Source organism: Mycobacterium sp., from assembly GCF_049683355.1.
GTDB lineage: Bacteria > Actinomycetota > Actinomycetes > Mycobacteriales > Mycobacteriaceae > Mycobacterium.
The window spans coordinates 1-14,939 of sequence record NZ_JBAUJB010000044.1; the positions used below are offsets into that span (position 1 = coordinate 1).

General features: G+C 67.2%; 17 protein-coding genes and 2 pseudogenes. 6 read left to right on the forward strand and 13 right to left on the reverse strand.

The window, feature by feature from the left end:
* On the reverse strand, positions 1–1,016 hold a 1,016-nt coding region (locus WA944_RS02470; RefSeq protein WP_526646229.1), incomplete at its 3' end, for an AMP-binding protein.
* Positions 1,017–1,076: 60 nt separating this feature from the next.
* Here WA944_RS02470 and ipdE1 point away from each other — a divergent pair.
* From ipdE1 to fadA6, 4 genes are read left to right on the forward strand one after another with little or no spacing between them, the layout of a single operon-like run.
* Complete coding sequence (ipdE1, locus tag WA944_RS02475) at positions 1,077–2,225, forward strand: acyl-CoA dehydrogenase IpdE1 (protein ID WP_526610117.1); 1,149 nt, start codon at positions 1,077–1,079, stop codon at positions 2,223–2,225.
* On the forward strand, positions 2,222–3,013 hold the full coding sequence (gene ipdF, locus WA944_RS02480) for a (5R,7aS)-5-hydroxy-7a-methyl-1-oxo-2,3,5,6,7,7a-hexahydro-1H-indene-carboxyl-CoA reductase (RefSeq protein WP_526610118.1): 792 nt from the start codon (positions 2,222–2,224) through the stop codon (positions 3,011–3,013). The genes ipdE1 and ipdF overlap by 4 nt, the downstream gene beginning before the upstream one ends.
* Positions 3,010–3,618: a TetR family transcriptional regulator KstR2 gene (kstR2, locus tag WA944_RS02485; protein ID WP_526368454.1), complete on the forward strand. Its 609-nt coding sequence runs from the start codon at positions 3,010–3,012 to the stop codon at positions 3,616–3,618. The genes ipdF and kstR2 overlap by 4 nt, the downstream gene beginning before the upstream one ends.
* A 1-nt stretch (position 3,619) precedes the next feature.
* Positions 3,620–4,768 carry a steroid 3-ketoacyl-CoA thiolase FadA6 gene (gene fadA6 / locus WA944_RS02490; protein ID WP_526646231.1) on the forward strand — a complete coding sequence of 383 codons (1,149 nt, stop codon included), beginning with the start codon at positions 3,620–3,622 and terminating at the stop codon, positions 4,766–4,768.
* A gap of 79 nt (positions 4,769–4,847) precedes the next feature.
* On the opposite strand, the pseudogene WA944_RS02495 reads toward fadA6, so the two are convergent.
* The 7 genes and pseudogenes from WA944_RS02495 to echA20 form a co-directional block, all read right to left on the reverse strand.
* A pseudogene (locus WA944_RS02495) lies at positions 4,848–5,832 on the reverse strand (NDMA-dependent alcohol dehydrogenase).
* Positions 5,833–5,888: 56 nt separating this feature from the next.
* The gene (locus tag WA944_RS02500; protein WP_526374577.1) at positions 5,889–6,638 is read right to left on the reverse strand and encodes a hypothetical protein; all 750 of its coding nucleotides are present in this window, start codon (positions 6,636–6,638) and stop codon (positions 5,889–5,891) included.
* Entirely contained in the window at positions 6,635–7,282 is a 648-nt protein-coding gene (locus WA944_RS02505) for a SatD family protein (protein ID WP_526374575.1), read from the reverse strand. The genes WA944_RS02500 and WA944_RS02505 overlap by 4 nt, the downstream gene beginning before the upstream one ends.
* 46 nt (positions 7,283–7,328) lie before the next feature.
* The gene (gene ipdC / locus WA944_RS02510) at positions 7,329–8,402 is read right to left on the reverse strand and encodes a (3aS,4S,5R,7aS)-5-hydroxy-7a-methyl-1-oxo-octahydro-1H-indene-4-carboxyl-CoA dehydrogenase (RefSeq protein ID WP_526374573.1); all 1,074 of its coding nucleotides are present in this window, start codon (positions 8,400–8,402) and stop codon (positions 7,329–7,331) included.
* A 37-nt stretch (positions 8,403–8,439) separates the two neighbouring features.
* The gene (ipdB, locus tag WA944_RS02515; protein WP_526374572.1) at positions 8,440–9,183 is read right to left on the reverse strand and encodes a cholesterol ring-cleaving hydrolase subunit IpdB; all 744 of its coding nucleotides are present in this window, start codon (positions 9,181–9,183) and stop codon (positions 8,440–8,442) included.
* Entirely contained in the window at positions 9,183–10,052 is an 870-nt protein-coding gene (gene ipdA / locus WA944_RS02520) for a cholesterol ring-cleaving hydrolase subunit IpdA (RefSeq protein ID WP_526374570.1), read from the reverse strand. Before ipdA ends, ipdB begins: the two co-directional genes overlap by 1 nt.
* The gene (gene echA20 / locus WA944_RS02525; protein WP_526374568.1) at positions 10,053–10,811 is read right to left on the reverse strand and encodes a (7aS)-7a-methyl-1,5-dioxo-2,3,5,6,7,7a-hexahydro-1H-indene-carboxyl-CoA hydrolase; all 759 of its coding nucleotides are present in this window, start codon (positions 10,809–10,811) and stop codon (positions 10,053–10,055) included.
* Positions 10,812–10,878: 67 nt separating this feature from the next.
* On the opposite strand from echA20, the gene WA944_RS02530 reads away from it, so the two are divergent.
* Both WA944_RS02530 and WA944_RS02535 read left to right on the forward strand, forming a co-directional pair.
* Positions 10,879–11,667, forward strand: a complete 789-nt coding sequence (locus WA944_RS02530; RefSeq protein ID WP_526608498.1) for an SDR family oxidoreductase — start codon at positions 10,879–10,881, stop codon at positions 11,665–11,667.
* Positions 11,668–11,685: 18 nt separating this feature from the next.
* Positions 11,686–12,591 carry an SDR family oxidoreductase gene (locus WA944_RS02535; protein ID WP_526372981.1) on the forward strand — a complete coding sequence of 302 codons (906 nt, stop codon included), beginning with the start codon at positions 11,686–11,688 and terminating at the stop codon, positions 12,589–12,591.
* Positions 12,592–12,611: 20 nt separating this feature from the next.
* On the opposite strand, the gene WA944_RS02540 is transcribed toward WA944_RS02535, so the two are convergent.
* From WA944_RS02540 to WA944_RS02560, 5 genes and pseudogenes are all read right to left on the reverse strand, one after another.
* A complete protein-coding gene (locus WA944_RS02540) occupies positions 12,612–13,283 on the reverse strand; it encodes a mycothiol-dependent nitroreductase Rv2466c family protein (protein ID WP_526372983.1) in 672 nt (223 codons plus the stop codon).
* A gap of 59 nt (positions 13,284–13,342) precedes the next feature.
* Positions 13,343–13,807 (reverse strand): nitroreductase family deazaflavin-dependent oxidoreductase, encoded by a 465-nt coding sequence (locus tag WA944_RS02545; protein ID WP_526372979.1) that lies wholly within the window; start codon positions 13,805–13,807, stop codon positions 13,343–13,345.
* A 54-nt stretch (positions 13,808–13,861) separates the two neighbouring features.
* The gene (locus WA944_RS02550; RefSeq protein ID WP_526372977.1) at positions 13,862–14,371 is read right to left on the reverse strand and encodes a nitroreductase family deazaflavin-dependent oxidoreductase; all 510 of its coding nucleotides are present in this window, start codon (positions 14,369–14,371) and stop codon (positions 13,862–13,864) included.
* Between the two features lie 9 nt (positions 14,372–14,380).
* The gene (locus WA944_RS02555) at positions 14,381–14,776 is read right to left on the reverse strand and encodes a DUF8021 domain-containing protein (protein WP_526372975.1); all 396 of its coding nucleotides are present in this window, start codon (positions 14,774–14,776) and stop codon (positions 14,381–14,383) included.
* Positions 14,776–14,939, reverse strand: a pseudogene (locus tag WA944_RS02560) (steroid 3-ketoacyl-CoA thiolase); the annotation flags it as partial. The gene WA944_RS02555 and the pseudogene WA944_RS02560, both read right to left, overlap by 1 nt.

A 14,939-nucleotide genomic window follows, 5' to 3' on the forward strand; every position in this document is an offset into this window, starting at 1 on the left:
GTGGTGGCCACGGTGACGGCGTCGTCGTCGGCGCGGCACATGGTGCCGAAGCCGCTGGCTTCGGTCAGCCCGTAGGCGGTGAGCACGATGTCGATGTCGAGTTCGCTCTGCATCCGCTCGATCAGCACGACCGGGATCGTGGCTGCCCCGGTGACCGCGAATCGCAGGGAGCCGAGGTCATACCGACTGCGTTCAGGGTGGTCGAGGAGGGCCTGATAGATCGTCGGCGGGCCGGGCAGCACGGTGATCCGGTGGTCGGCCACCGCGCCCATCGCCTGCACCGGGTCGAACGTCAGCTGCGGAAACAGCGTGGCGCCGGTCTGCAGGCAGGCCAGGATGCCCGCCTTGTAGCCGAAGTTGTGGAAGAACGGGTTGATGCACAGGTAGCGGTCGTCGCTGGTGACCTGGCCGCACGCCGCCCACGCGGCGGATGCGTCGAGGGACTGGCGGTGCGCGCACCGCACGCCCTTGCTGCGGCCGGTGGTTCCGGACGTGAACAGGATGTCGGAGACGTCGTCGGGGGCGACGGCCGCGGCGCGGGCGTCGACCGCTGCAAGGTCGGTGCCCGACGCGACGAACTCGTCCCAGGTGCCGTCGGCCTTGTCGATCGGGACACGCACGATGTGGCGCAGCGCGGGCAGCGCGGGACGATCTACGGCGGCAGCCTTGTCGGCACCGAGGAACTCGCCGGAGGCGAACAGCAGCGGCGCGGCCGTGCGGGCCAGGATGTCGGTGGCTTCGCTGGCGGTGTACCGGGTGTTCAGCGGGACCAGCACAGCACCGGCGTAATGCGTGGCCAGGCAGGCGACCACCCAGTGCCAGGTGTTCGGTGACCAGATCGCGACGCGGTCGCCGGGCCCGACCCCGAGGCCGATCATCGCCGCGGCGGCGTGGCGGACCTCGGAACGCAGTTCGGCGTAGGTCAGCGTCCGGTCCGCCGTCACGACGGCGGGGTGGTCGGGTAGTTCGTGCGCGATCCGGTCGAGAACGGCCGGAGTGGTTCTCAGCTGTGACATTCCGGGGGCGTCCCTGTCCCTCTCTAACAAAGCAAGTGCTTGGTAGGTTAGCCTACAGGGGTGATAGAGGTCCAGGAGTTCAGGGCTGAGGTACGCGACTGGTTGGCGGACAACCTCGTCGGTGAGTACGCCGCGTTGAAGGGTCTCGGAGGACCCGGCCGCGAGCACGAGGCGTTCGAGGAACGCCGGGCGTGGAACCAGCATCTGGCGGCCGCAGGGCTGACGTGCCTGGGGTGGCCCACCGAGCACGGCGGCCGCGGCCTGTCCGTCGCACACCGGGTCGCGTTCTACGAGGAGTACGCCAAGGCAAACGCCCCCGACAAGGTCAACCATCTGGGCGAGGAACTGGTCGGCCCCACGCTCATCGCCTACGGCACTCCTGAGCAGCAGAAGCGCTTCCTGCCCAAGATCCTCGACGTCACCGAACTGTGGTCGCAGGGTTACTCCGAGCCCGGGGCGGGCAGCGACCTCGCCAACGTCTCCACCACGGCGGCGCTCGACGGTGATCAGTGGGTGATCAACGGCCAGAAGGTCTGGACCTCGCTGGCCCACTGGGCGCAGTGGTGCTTTGTCATCGCCCGCTCCGAGAAGGGCTCCAAGCGGCACGCCGGCCTGTCCTATCTGCTGGTGCCCCTCTACCAGCCCGGAGTCGACATCCGTCCGATCATCCAGCTGACCGGTGACTCGGAGTTCAACGAGGTGTTCTTCGACAACGCCCGCACCGACGCCGGCCTCGTCGTCGGCGAGCCCGGTGACGGCTGGCGGGTGGCGATGGGGACGCTGACGTTCGAGCGGGGTGTTTCCACCCTCGGTCAGCAGATCCGTTATGCGCGTGAGCATTCCAACCTGGTCGAGTTGGCCAAACGCACCGGCGTCGCCGACGATCCGTTGATCCGGGAACGGCTGAGCCGCTCCTGGGCCGGCTTGAAGGCCATGCGGTCGTACGCGCTGGCGACGATGGACGCCGAGCAGCCGGGGCAAGACTCAGTTTCGAAACTGTTGTGGGCCAACTGGCATCGTGAGCTGGGAGAGATCGCGATGGAGGTGCAGGGGATGGCGGGTCTGACGCTGCAGGACGGTGAGTTCGACGAGTGGCAGCGGCTGTACCTGTTCTCCCGCTCCGACACGATCTACGGTGGCTCCAACGAGATCCAGCGCAACATCATCGCCGAGCGCGTGCTCGGCCTGCCGCGGGAGGTCAAGGGATGAGCGATCTTTCAGTCTCGCCCAAGGAGATCGACGGACACGGTCTGTTGACCGGCAAGGTGGTCCTGGTGACCGCCGCCGCGGGGACCGGCATCGGTTCGTCGGTGGCCCGGCGCGCGCTTGTCGAAGGGGCCGACGTGGTGGTCTCCGACTATCACGAGCGCAGGCTGGGGGAGAGCCGCGATCAACTGGCCGAACTCGGTCTGGGCCGTGTCGAAGCCGTGGTGTGCGATGTGACCTCCACCGCCGCGGTGGATGCGCTGGTCACCGACACGGTGGCCGCGATGGGGCGACTCGACGTGCTGGTCAACAACGCCGGGCTCGGGGGCCAGACGCCCGTCGTCGACATGACCGATGACGAATGGGACCGTGTCCTCGACGTCACCCTGACGTCGACGATGCGGGCCACGCGGGCGGCCCTGCGGTACTTCCGCGATGCACCGCACGGCGGCGTCATCGTCAACAACGCCAGCGTGCTGGGGTGGCGGGCGCAGCATTCGCAGTCACACTACGCCGCGGCCAAGGCCGGCGTGATGGCGCTGACACGGTGCAGCGCAATCGAAGCCGTCGAACACGGGGTTCGGATCAACGCCGTGTCGCCCAGCATCGCCCGGCACAAGTTCCTCGAGAAGACGAGCAGCTCCGAGCTACTGGACCAACTCTCGCAAGGGGAGGCGTTCGGACGTGCCGCCGAGCCGTGGGAGGTCGCGGCCACTATCGCGTTCCTGGCCAGCGACTACTCGAGCTACCTGACCGGCGAAGTGATCTCGGTGTCGAGTCAGCACCCATGAGCGGTGAGCGCCCGGCCGCTGCGCCCAACACCAGACGCGACGAGCTTCTCGGGCTCGCCGCGACGATGTTCGCCGAGCGCGGGCTGCGCGCCACCACCGTTCGGGACATCGCCGACTCGGCGGGAATCCTGTCGGGCAGCCTCTACCACCACTTCTCGTCGAAAGAGGAGATTGTCGATGAGGTGCTGCGCGGCTTCCTGGACTGGCTGTTCGAGCGCTATCAGCAGATCGTGGAGACCGAGTCGAATCCGCTGGAGCGGCTCAAGGGACTGTTCATGTCCTCGTTCGAGGCGATCGAGACCCGGCACGCCGAGGTGGTGATCTACCAGGACGAGGCCAAGCGGTTGTCTTCCCAGGAGCGGTTCGCCTATGTGGACGAACGCAACAGGGAGCAGCGCAAGATGTGGGTCGACGTGCTGAACCAGGGCATCGAGGAGGGTTACTTCCGCCCCGATGTCGATGTCGACCTGGTGTACCGGTTCATCCGTGACACCACCTGGGTTTCGGTCCGCTGGTATCAGCCGGGCGGACCACTGACCGCGCAGCAGGTGGGCGAGCAATACCTGGCCATCGTGCTCGGTGGCATAACAAAAGAAGGAGTCTGAAATGGCCGAAGCGTATGTGATCGACGTGGTCCGCACCGCGATCGGAAAGCGCAACGGTTCGCTGGCCGGCATGCATCCCGTCGACCTCGGGGCCGCGGTCTGGCGCGCCCTGTTCGAGCGCGTCGACGTCGACCCGGGTGCGGTCGACGACGTCATCGCCGGCTGTGTCGACGCCATCGGCCCGCAGGCGGGCAACATCGCCCGGTTGTCCTGGCTTGCAGCGGGATTCCCCGAAGAAGTACCCGGCGTCACCGTCGACCGGCAGTGCGGCTCCAGCCAGCAGGCCATCTCGTTCGGCGCACAGGCCATCATGTCCGGCACCGCCGACCTGATCGTCGCCGGTGGCATGCAGAACATGAGCCAGATCCCGATCAGCTCGGCGATGATCGTCGGAGAGCAGTTCGGGTTCACCTCTCCGACAAACGAATCGAAGAGCTGGCTGCATCGTTACGGCGACCAGGAGATCTCACAGTTCCGTGGGTCTGAGCTGATCGCCGAGAAGTGGGAGCTGTCCCGCGAGGAGATGGAGCAGTACGCGCTCACCAGCCACCAACGCGCCCAGTCCGCGATCCGGGCCGGGCACTTCGAGAACGAGATCATCCCGGTGGACGGCTTCGCCGTGGACGAAGGTCCCCGCGACACGTCGCTGGAGAAGATGGCCGGACTCAAGACATTGGTCGAGGGCGGCAGGCTGACCGCAGCGATGGCCAGCCAGATCTCCGACGGCGCCAGCGCGGTGCTGCTGGCCTCGGAGGAAGCGGTGAAGACTCACAACCTGAAGCCGCGGGCCCGCATCCACCACATCAGCGCGCGCGGCGCCGACCCGGTGTTCATGCTCACCGGCCCGATCCCCGCGACCCGCTACGCGCTGGACAAGACCGGCCTGTCGATCGAGGACATCGACACCGTCGAGATCAACGAGGCGTTCGCCCCCGTGGTGCAGGCCTGGCTCAAGGAGACCAAGGCCGATCCGGAGAGGGTCAATCCGAACGGTGGCGCGATCGCGCTAGGCCATCCACTCGGCGCCACCGGCGCGAAGCTGTTCGCCACGATGCTCAACACGCTGGAGCGCACCGGAGGCCGCTACGGTCTGCAGACCATGTGCGAGGGCGGCGGTACGGCGAACGTCACGATCATCGAGCGCCTCTGACTCCCGCGCCGGAACTGTATTCCAGGCGGCGAAATCGCCAACACCAGCGCCTGGAATACCGTTCCGGCGGGCTGAGGTCTCAGTGGTCGTGCAGGATGACGCCGCGGATGTTGCGGCCCGCGCGCATGTCCTCGTAACCCTCGTTGACCTCGGCGAGCTTGTACTCATGGCTGACGGTCTCGTCGAGCAGCAGCTTGCCTTCGCGGTAGAGCGACAGCAGCCGCGGGATGTCGGCGCGCGGGTTGGCCTCGCCGTAGAGGCTGCCGAGCAGTCGCTTCTGGAACAGCGTGAACATCATCATGCCCAGCGTCGGCTGGTTGTCCGCCATCGTCGACAGCGCGGTCATCACGACCGCGCCACCCTTGCGGATGATGTTGGCGGCGTCCTCGAGCATCGAGCCCTCCAGCAGGCCGACGGTCAGGATCGCCGAATCGGCCATCACCCCGCGGGTCAGCTCCGCGACCAGCGCGGTGGCTTCGGGAAGCGAGGTGGCGAAGTGCGTGGCCCCGAATCGGAAAGCCAACTCGCGCTTGGCTTCCACCGGTTCGACGACGACGATCTTCTGGGCGCCGGCCAACCTGGCGCCTTGAACGGCGCCGCTGCCGATCCCGCCCAGCCCGATGACGACGACGGTGTCGCCGGGCGACACATCGGCGGTGTTCACCGCCGACCCCCACCCCGTGGTGACACCGCACCCGAGCAGACAGGCCCGCGCCAGTGGAAGATCGTCGTCGATCTTGACGATGGACGCCTCGGGCACGGTGCCGTACTGCGAGAACGTCCCGACCAACGCCATCACCCCGACGTCCTGCCCGCGGACATGCCGCCGGTAGGTGCCGTCGAGTTGGGTGCCGGCCATGATCATCGCGCCGAGATCGCACAGATTCTGGTGGCCTGTCGAGCAGAACCGGCAGCGTCCGCAGGCGGGAAGGAACGACGTGACGACGTGGTCACCGGGAGCCAGGCCGACGACGCCGGGGCCGACCTCGCGGACGATCGAGGTCGATTTCCTCCACGGTCCAGTCGCCGCCGTACTCCCACAGAATCGCCGCGTTGGTCTTCATGTCTGGAGTGTAGGAATTCGTCCGTGGCGCAGACACGGTTTCTCTCGGAATGACCGTCAGCCGGTGACCGCGATCAACGCCAAGCCGGCGAAGGCCAGTATCCAGCTGGCGAGGCTGCCGACGAGGAAGTACTCGGTCACGTCGTCGATCCCGACGGCTACCCCGCCCGCGGGCTTGCCGTTGCGGTCACGTTTCGCGCTGATCTCCGGAAACCGGATGATGCTCTTGGCTGCCACCACCGCCGACGCCAGGGTGAGCTGGCCGGCCACCCCGAGGCCGACGATCAGCAGCCGTTCCATCGGTCCCAGCAGGCGGCCGCCCTTGAGTTGATCGGAGGCCTGCGGTTGTCCGACCGGCTTGACCGAGCCGACCGAACCGAGGATCAGCCGTACCACCTGGTTGGCAGTGGCGACCTGTGCCAACAGCACCCCCAGCACAGTCAGCACGCGGTCGCCCGAGACGTTCAGATCAACCCACGATGCCCAATGCTTGATCGGGCCGTCGACCTCGGACCCCCATCCGGACAACACGATCAGCACCGTGATGGTGCTGCCCAACACCACCAGTGCAGCGCTCTGGTGGCTGCCCGTCCGTTCGGCACGCTCACACGAGACCTGCCAGCCGACGGCTCCGATCGATGCGAAAGCCAGCAGCGCAAGGTCGCCGACATGCCACAACCCTGCCAGCATTGCCCACCCGACGAGGGCGACGGCGCCGATCACCGGCGTCAGCCAGCGGACTCCGATGAGTCTTCGGCTGATGTCTCCGATGCCGACGGTGATCAGAAAGACCGCGAGGATGCTCATACGATCTCGGAAAGGTACTGGGAGGCATGGATGATGAGGTCCAGTCCGTCCCGGCCGGCACGCTGGGAGACCGCCGACGGACTGATCTTCTCCTCGGCGGCGAGTTCCTTCTTGGGGCGGCGGGACACGAGACCTTTCAGGATGCGGACGGATCTGTCATCGAGTGATCCAAACATGTGGTCCCGACACATCAGGGCGGCGTTGACGGCGTTTGCGGAGGGACCGGCGTCGGTGCTGCTGCGGTAGGTGATGCGCACCAGGGCAAGTCCGGGTTGGCGTTGCGCATCGGCGGTCCATTCGATGGCCTCCCGGGCCGCCCACCATCCAGGTCCGTCCTGAATGCCGGTGGCCTCATCGAGCACGCTCACCGGCCCCCATCCGACGCCGAACCGGATATCGACGGCAGGGGCGACCGCCAGCCGCAGCTCCCATGCCGCTGCGAGGGCCGCACCGACGTGCGGGTAGCTGCCCTGGAACTCGTCGCCGACGGTGAGGGCGGGAGCGTCCAGGGCGCCGGCGGCGACGGCGTCGAGTGCGGCGGTCAGGTCGCGGTGCAGCGCCCGCCGGTCAGTGACCCGCCGGGAATCGACCACGTCGCCGATCAAGGTGGCGCGCGATGAAGCTGGAGGTTGAACTCTGGCCATTTGAAGAGTATAGCTTCACTGCGCGTTAATGAAGCTACTTGCTTCATTACGGGGTGATGAAGGAGGATGCTTCCCGTAGGTGCGTCACAGCCTCGGCGACGATCGAGTCGATCAACTCGGCGCAGGTCGGCAAGTCGTCGATGATGCCGGCCACCTGACCCGACGCCAGCACCCCGGCCTCGGTGTTGCCCTCGACCAACCCGGCCTTCAGCAGCATCGGCGTGTTGGCCGCCATCACCACCTGCGACCAGGTCAGCTCCTTGCCGCGGCGCATCGCCAGACCATCGCGGACCAGTGACCGCCAGGTCATCCCGGACATCTTCTTGAACTTCTGGGCGTTGCCCACCGCGGCCGCGAGACCTCGCACCGGGGAGCCGCCTTCGAGCTTCTCCACCAGTCCGGTGCGCAGCACCCGGTGCGGCATGCCGTCGACCCGGGTGGAGACGACGGTTCCGTCGAGGGCCGCCTGCAGGTAGCGCTGCTTGACCGCGTCGGGGACGGTGGAGTCCGACGTCAGCAGGAACCGTGTGCCCATCGCGACTCCGGCGGCACCGTAGGACAGCGCGGCTGCCAGGCCCCGCCCGTCGAAGAAGCCGCCCGCGGCGATCACCGGCATGCCGGTGTCGGCGACGGCGTCCAGCACCGACGGCAGCAGCAGCGTGGTGGCGATCGGTCCGGTGTGCCCGCCGCCCTCGCCGCCCTGCACGATCACGGCGTCCGCACCCCAGCCTGCAACCTTCTTGGCGTGCTTGGCCAGTCCCACCGACGGGATGACCACGACGCCGGCTTCCTTGAGCTTGGCGATGAGTTCCGGTTTGGGGGCCAGGGCGAAGGAGGCGACTTTGACTCCTTCGCTGATCAGGAGATCGACGCGCTGATCGGCGTCGCCGGCGTCGGCGCGCATGTTGATACCGAAGGGCTTGTCGGTGGCGGCTTTGACCTTGCCCACCGCCGTCCTGAGCTCATCGAGTGTCATGGTCGCCGAGGCCAGGATGCCCAGCCCGCCGGCATTCGACGTCGCGGCCACCAGCCGCGCACCCGCGACCCAGCCCATGCCCGTCTGGACGACGGGGTGTTCGATGCCGACCAGTTCGGTCAGCGGGGTCTTCAGGCTACCCATGATCAGGCCTCGACTCGGCTCTTCGCGCAAGCGCTCATCACTTGACCTCTTTGTCGCGCAGGGACTTCGGGTCGATCGTCTCGCGGAGCAGCCGCTGCTCCTCTTCGGTGGGTAGTCGGGTCGTCTCCGCGGTGTCGAGACCGTGAACCTCGAACGAGGTGTTCTCGGCCACTTGCCCGGCCTCGACGCCGGGATGCAGCGACACCGCCCGCATCTGGTGGTCGGGGCCGTTGAAGTCGAAGACGCCGAGGTTGGTCACCACCCGGTAGACGTTGACGAAACGGTAGGCCGGATTGTCCGGATCCACCTTGTCCCAGCCGATTCCGGACACGATGTCCACGGAATCGCCGAACACCCGTTTGGAATGGTTGCCCACCCAGTAGCTGGTGGCGTGGTTGATGGTGTTCCCGGGTGCGCCCCGCACCCCGAACATCTGGCGCGTCGGGTGCTGCAGCGGCCCGAACGCCGACAGGTTCTGGTTGCCGTACCGGTCGATCTGGTTGGCACCCATCACGACGTGGCGGCGGCCCCACGCCAGCGTCTCGAAGACCCGGCCGAACGGCATCCATCCCTCCATCGCGGCGGCCGCCCCGATGGCCGGGGTGTCGGCGATCATCCGGGCTTCACCGTCGCTGAGTACGATGTCGGGGGAGAAGGTCAGCCGAGCCAGTCGGGCGCCCACCTGGACGATCGTGGTCATCGGGGAGACCATGATCTCGCCGGCGTCGCGGAACAATTCGGCGCACGCCACGGCGCACACCTCGGCACGGGTCACCGACATCACTTGGCCTCCTCTGCCTGGAATTTGCGCACGGCTGCCTGGTAGTCGGCCTCGCTTCCGGACAGGTAGGTGCCGACGAACTCGGCCCAGCTGTCTTCGGACGCAGCTGCTTCGGCGTAGTGGCGCTGGAACTTCTCGTCACGCCGGTAGTCGGGCTCGGCGGTGGTGAAGTGCGCGCCGTTGGGCGCCTCGACCACGGAGTCGACCATCATCCGGTTGATCAGCAGTGCCTGCGGCGGAACCGATTTCACCAGCTCATCGGTGGTTATCACCTTTTCCACCGACAGGTGGCGCTTCTCGGCGGCCATCAGGAACAGGTCGTCGAAGTAGGGGTCGATCCCCGTGTAGGCCGCGTTGCCCCGTTCGTCGCCGAGGTTCATGTGCACAAACGCCGCATCCAGGGTCAGCGCCGGCATCGCGATGAGTTCCTGTTCGTCATAAGGGGATTTGACCGTCTTGAGCTCGTCACCCCAGAACGCCCGGACGTCACTGCCCAGCCCGGCGCGGATCGGCAGGAACGGAAGCCGCTGTGCCGCCGCCTGCAGACCGCAACGCAGCATGCCTTCGTCCATCTCGCGTGCCTCGATGGTGCCGCTGGTGCGGGCCTTGGCGAACCACGGGTCGTAGAACGGCGGCGAGTCCAGCGATACGAAGCCGTAGTAGACCCGCTTGACCTTGCCCGCCGAGCAGAGCAGTCCCAGGTCGGGTCCGCCGTAGGTGACGACGGTGAGGTCGGTGACGTCGGTGCGGAGCAGCGCACGCACGAAAGCCATCGGCTTGCGCCGGGAACCCCAGCCGCCGATGCCGATGGTCATGCCGCTCTCGATGGACGAGACAGCCTCGTCCAGAGTTGTTCTCTTGTCGGACATCTACTTCCCCTCCTTCTTCGAGGTCCCCGCGAACGCGTCGCGGTGCTCATCGGACACCCCGGCGAGGTTGAGTTCGAAGGTGAAACCCTGCTCCATGCGGTATCGGGCGTTGACCGGTTGGACGTCGATGAAGTTCAACGCCTCCTTCGCGGCGCGGATCACCCGGGTGTCCTTCGAGGCGATGTCACGGGCGACCCGCAGTGCGGCCTCGTCCAGGTCTGCGCGCGCCACCACCTCGTGGACCGAGCCGAAGTGGTGCAGGGTTTGCGCGTCGACGGTGGCCGCGGTGAAGAAGAGCCGGCGCATCATGTGCTGCGGGACAAGACGGGACAGGTGGGTGGCCGCACCCAACGCGCCCCGCTCCACCTCGGGGAGACCGAACTTGGCGTCGCCGGAGGCGACGATCACGTCGGAGTTGCCCACCAGGCCGATGCCGCCGCCGACGCAGAAACCGTTGACGGCGGCCACGACGGGCACCTCGCATTCGTAGACCGCCCGGAACGCGTGGAAGCAGCCACGATTGGCGTCGATGAGCGCGGTGAAGCCGTCGGTGTTCTGCATCTCCTTGATGTCGACACCGGCATTGAACCCGCGTCCCTCGGCGCGAAGGACCACCACGTGGGTGCTCATGGCGCGGCCCGCGGCGGTGATGGCATCACCGAGTTCGAACCAGCCGCGCGACGGGATCGCGTTGACGGGTGGGTAGTCGACGGTGACCGAGACGATGCCCGGCTCCACGGTCTTTGTGCTGATGGTCATGAAGGGCTCCGGTGACTCTCAAGTGGGGTGGTTACCTAAGCAAGCACTTGCTTGGTACGCTAGCACAGTGACTGACACCGCCGACAGTGACCTGCAAGCCGTCCGTCTGGGTCTGGCCAGCCGCGTCGTCCTCGTCACGGGTGGGGTGCGCGGCGTCGGCGCCGGCATCAGCAAGGTGTTCGCCGACCAGGGGGCCACCGTGGTGACCTGCGCGCGCCGCCCGGTGGAAGGGCTGCCGTACGACTTCCACTCCTGCGACATCCGCGACGACGACTCGGTCGAATCGCTGATCAAGGCGGTGATCGCCGATCACGGCCGTCTCGATGTCGTCGTCAACAACGCTGGCGGCTCGCCCTATGTGCCGGCCGCCGATGCCTCGGCGAAGTTCAGCAGAAAGATCATCGAACTCAACCTACTTGGTGCGCTGTCGGTCTCAACCCACGCGAACGCGGTGATGCAGAACCAGGAGTCCGGCGGATCCATCGTCAACATCACCAGCGTCAGCGGCAGGCGGCCCACCCCCGGGACCGTGGCCTACGGTGCGGCGAAGGCGGGCGTGGAGAACATGACGGCCACGCTGGCGGTGGAGTGGGCGCCCAAGGTCCGGGTGAACTCCGTGGTGGTGGGGATGGTCGAGACCGAACAGTCCGAGCTGTTCTACGGCGACGCCGACTCGATCGCCGCGATCTCGAAGAACGTGCCACTCGGTCGTCTGGGCAAGCCCTCAGACATCGGTTGGGCGACAGCATTTCTGGCGTCAGACGCGGCGTCCTACATCAGCGGGGCGTCGCTCGAGGTGCATGGCGGTGGAGAGCCCCCGCACTACTTGTCGACCACTACCGCCGACATCAAATAGTTGAAGGAGACAACTCATATGGGATTGCTCGACGGCCGTGTGGTCATCGTGACGGGTGCGGGCGGCGGGATCGGCCGGGCGCACGCCCTGGCGTTCGCCGCCGAAGGGGCCCGCGTGGTGGTCAACGACATCGGGGTGGGTCTCGACGGTTCACCCGCCGGCGGCGGTAGCGCCGCGCAGGGTGTCGTCGACGAGATCGTCGCTGCCGGTGGCGAAGCCGTCACCAGCGGCGCCAACGTCGCCGACTGGGCCCAGGCCGAGGGCCTCATCCAGACCGCGGTGGATTCGTTCGGCGGGCTCGACGTCCTGGTGAACAACGCAGGCATCGTGCGGGACCGGATGTTCGCCAACACCAGCGAGGAAGAGTTCGACGCCGTCACCGCCGTGCACCTCAAGGGGCACTTCGCCACCATGAAGCACGCCGCAGCGTACTGGCGCGCCAAGTCCAAGGCGGGTGAGAGCGTGGACGCCCGGATCATCAACACCAGTTCCGGAGCCGGGCTGCAAGGCAGTGTGGGGCAGGCGAATTACAGCGCGTCGAAGGCCGGCATCGCAGCGCTGACGCTGGTCGCCTCCGCCGAGATGGGCCGTTACGGCGTGTCCGTCAACGCGATCGCCCCGTCGGCACGCACCCGGATGACCGAGACGGTCTTCGCGGACATGATGGCCACCCAGGACGCCGAATTCGACGCGATGGCACCGGAGAACGTCTCGCCGCTGGTGGTGTGGCTCGGCAGCGTCGAGTCCCGCAAGGTCACCGGCAAGGTGTTCGAGGTGGAGGGCGGCAAGATCCGTGTCGCCGAGGGCTGGGCGCACGGTCCGGAGATCGACAAGGGAGCCAAGTGGGATCCCGCCGAACTGGGACCGGTCGTCACCGACCTGCTGGCCAAGGCGCGCCCGCCGGTCCCGGTGTACGGGGCCTGAGTCCCGCCGGCGGCGGAGGCCTACTTCTTGGTGCGACGGCTGCCGCCGTGCCAGTCCTCTTCCTTGCCCACCTCCGCGGGATCGACGCCGAACCCGGCCAGCTGCGGGCGTTCCCGCAGTGACCGCTTGAGCTCGGCGAACCCGGGAAACGAGGCGAGCCCGACGACGTGGTCCCACAGGGCGACGGCGTCGGCCTCCCCGGGCAGCCTGCTGATCACCGGGCCGAAGAACGCGGTGCCGTCCGGCGGCCGAAAGTGCAGGATCGGGGTGCCGACGTCGCGTCCGGTCAACGCGAGCGCCTCCTCGGTCTCGGCCCGGATGAGTTCGTCGAACGACTCGTCGTCCAGCGCATCGGCCAAGTCGGGCGTCAGCCCGACCGAGGTGAGCAGCGGCTCCAGCACCTGCCGGGCTCCCTGGTCGGACGCCGAGAGCGGGTCCACTTCGCGGCTGGTGTCGAAGAGGCGCGTGCCGATCGCCTCGTACAGAGGGCCGACGGCGCCGCGACCGTGTTCGGCACGAACCCGGGCGGCCACCCGCAGCAGCCGCAGCCCTGCGGTGTGGCCGGCCTCGTACTCGGGCGGGAAATGTGAGGCGTAGTCGATGTCGGCGTTGAGGATTCGCAACGAGATGAAGCGCCAGTCCACCTGGTAGTCACGCTGTCCGGCGACCATGCGCACCCACTTGCTGGTCATCCAGGCGAAGGGGCAGACGGGATCGAAGTAGAAGTGCAGATCCGCCGGCGCCGTGGCGGTCACGCCGGCTCGCAGATCACGAGTGGGATCTTGCGCTCGGTCCAGGATTGGTATTCGTCATAGCTCGGATACATATACATCGCAACGAGTTCGGGCCAGTAGTGGTTCCGTTCGTCATCGGTGGCCTCACGCGCGACGAGGTCGAGCGTCTCGTCCTTGGTCTGGACCTGCACCTTCGGGTCGGCCCTGAGGTTGAGGTACCACATGGGGTGCTTGTCGCTGCCGCCCTTGGAGGCCGCGAAGACCACCGTGTCCCCGTCTCCGAGGAAGTACAGCGGGCTTGTCCGCGGCTGACCGGTCTTGCGGCCGGTGGTGATCAGCAACGCGACGGGGATGCCACCGATGGTGGTTCCAAGTCCTTTTCCGTTGCCTCGCCGGTAGAAGAACGTGTTCAGCCGCGATACCCACTTCACGAGGAAGTCGCCGACGGCGGTGTCCATGTACTTGGGGCGGGAGTTGGCCATGGTCGAATCCTAATCCGGCGACCGGGCCGCCCACCCGTGCCGAGCGCCCGAACCTCAGATGGGATCGCAGACGATGATCGGGATCTTGCGGTCGGTGTAGGTCCGGTAGTTGGCGAAATCGGGATAGATCGCATCGAGCTTGGGCCAGTACTCGGCCCGTTCGGCGTCGGTGGCGTCGCGGGCGGTCAGCTCCAGGACCTCGTTCTTGATCTGGAACGAGACCCGGGGATTGGCCTGGATGTTCAGGTACCACATCGGGTTCGTGGCGCGGCCGCCCTGTGAGGCGACCAGCACCACACGGCTGCCCTCGCGCAGGAACAACAGGGGGCTCTCACGGGGTTCACCGGTCTTGCGGCCGATGGTGGTCAAGATGCCGACCGGAGGAGGAGCGCTGAAGCGGTTGGAGCCGCCGCGCCACTTGGACCCGAGCCGGCCGCCGGTGGCCTTGAACGCCCACGTGTTGAGCTTCGACATCCATTTGATGCCGACGCCGACCGCTTTCGAGTTGAGTCCTTCGACCTGCTTGGGAGTCAGCGGGCTTGGGGGCCGCGGGGGTGTGGCCATGACGGGATCCTATCGGGTCAGAAACGGGCGGATGTTGGCCCGGATGTGGTGGATCCGCGCCTCACCGGCGGGGTCGTCGGCCGGGATCAGGAACGTCTCGTCGATGTGAGCTCCGACGCGACGCCCGGCCAGTGTCGGCTTGGTCGAGAGGTCGAACCGGGCCCGGACCGTGTCGCCGTCAACGGTGAATTCCGGGTCGGTGACCGACTGGATCACGCGGTACTGAAAGCCGCGGTTGAGGCTGCGGCGCAGGTGATTCCCCGAAAATCCGGTCTTGAGGCCGACCTCGACGCGGGTGCAACCGCGCGCGAACGGCACCGCGTCGGCGTCATGGCTGGCCAGCGCGCTGATGTAGGCCTGGGCCGCGGCGATGCGGTCGGCTGCCGGAACCGGTGGGGCCTGCACTAGATCCGCTCGATGATGGTGCCGGTGGACAACGCACCGCCGGCGCACATCGTGATCAGCGCCGTGGTCTTGTCGGTGCGCTCCAGTTCGTGCAGCGCGGTGGTGATGAGCCGGCTGCCGGTGCTGCCGACGGGGTGTCCCAGCGCGATGGCGCCGCCGTTGA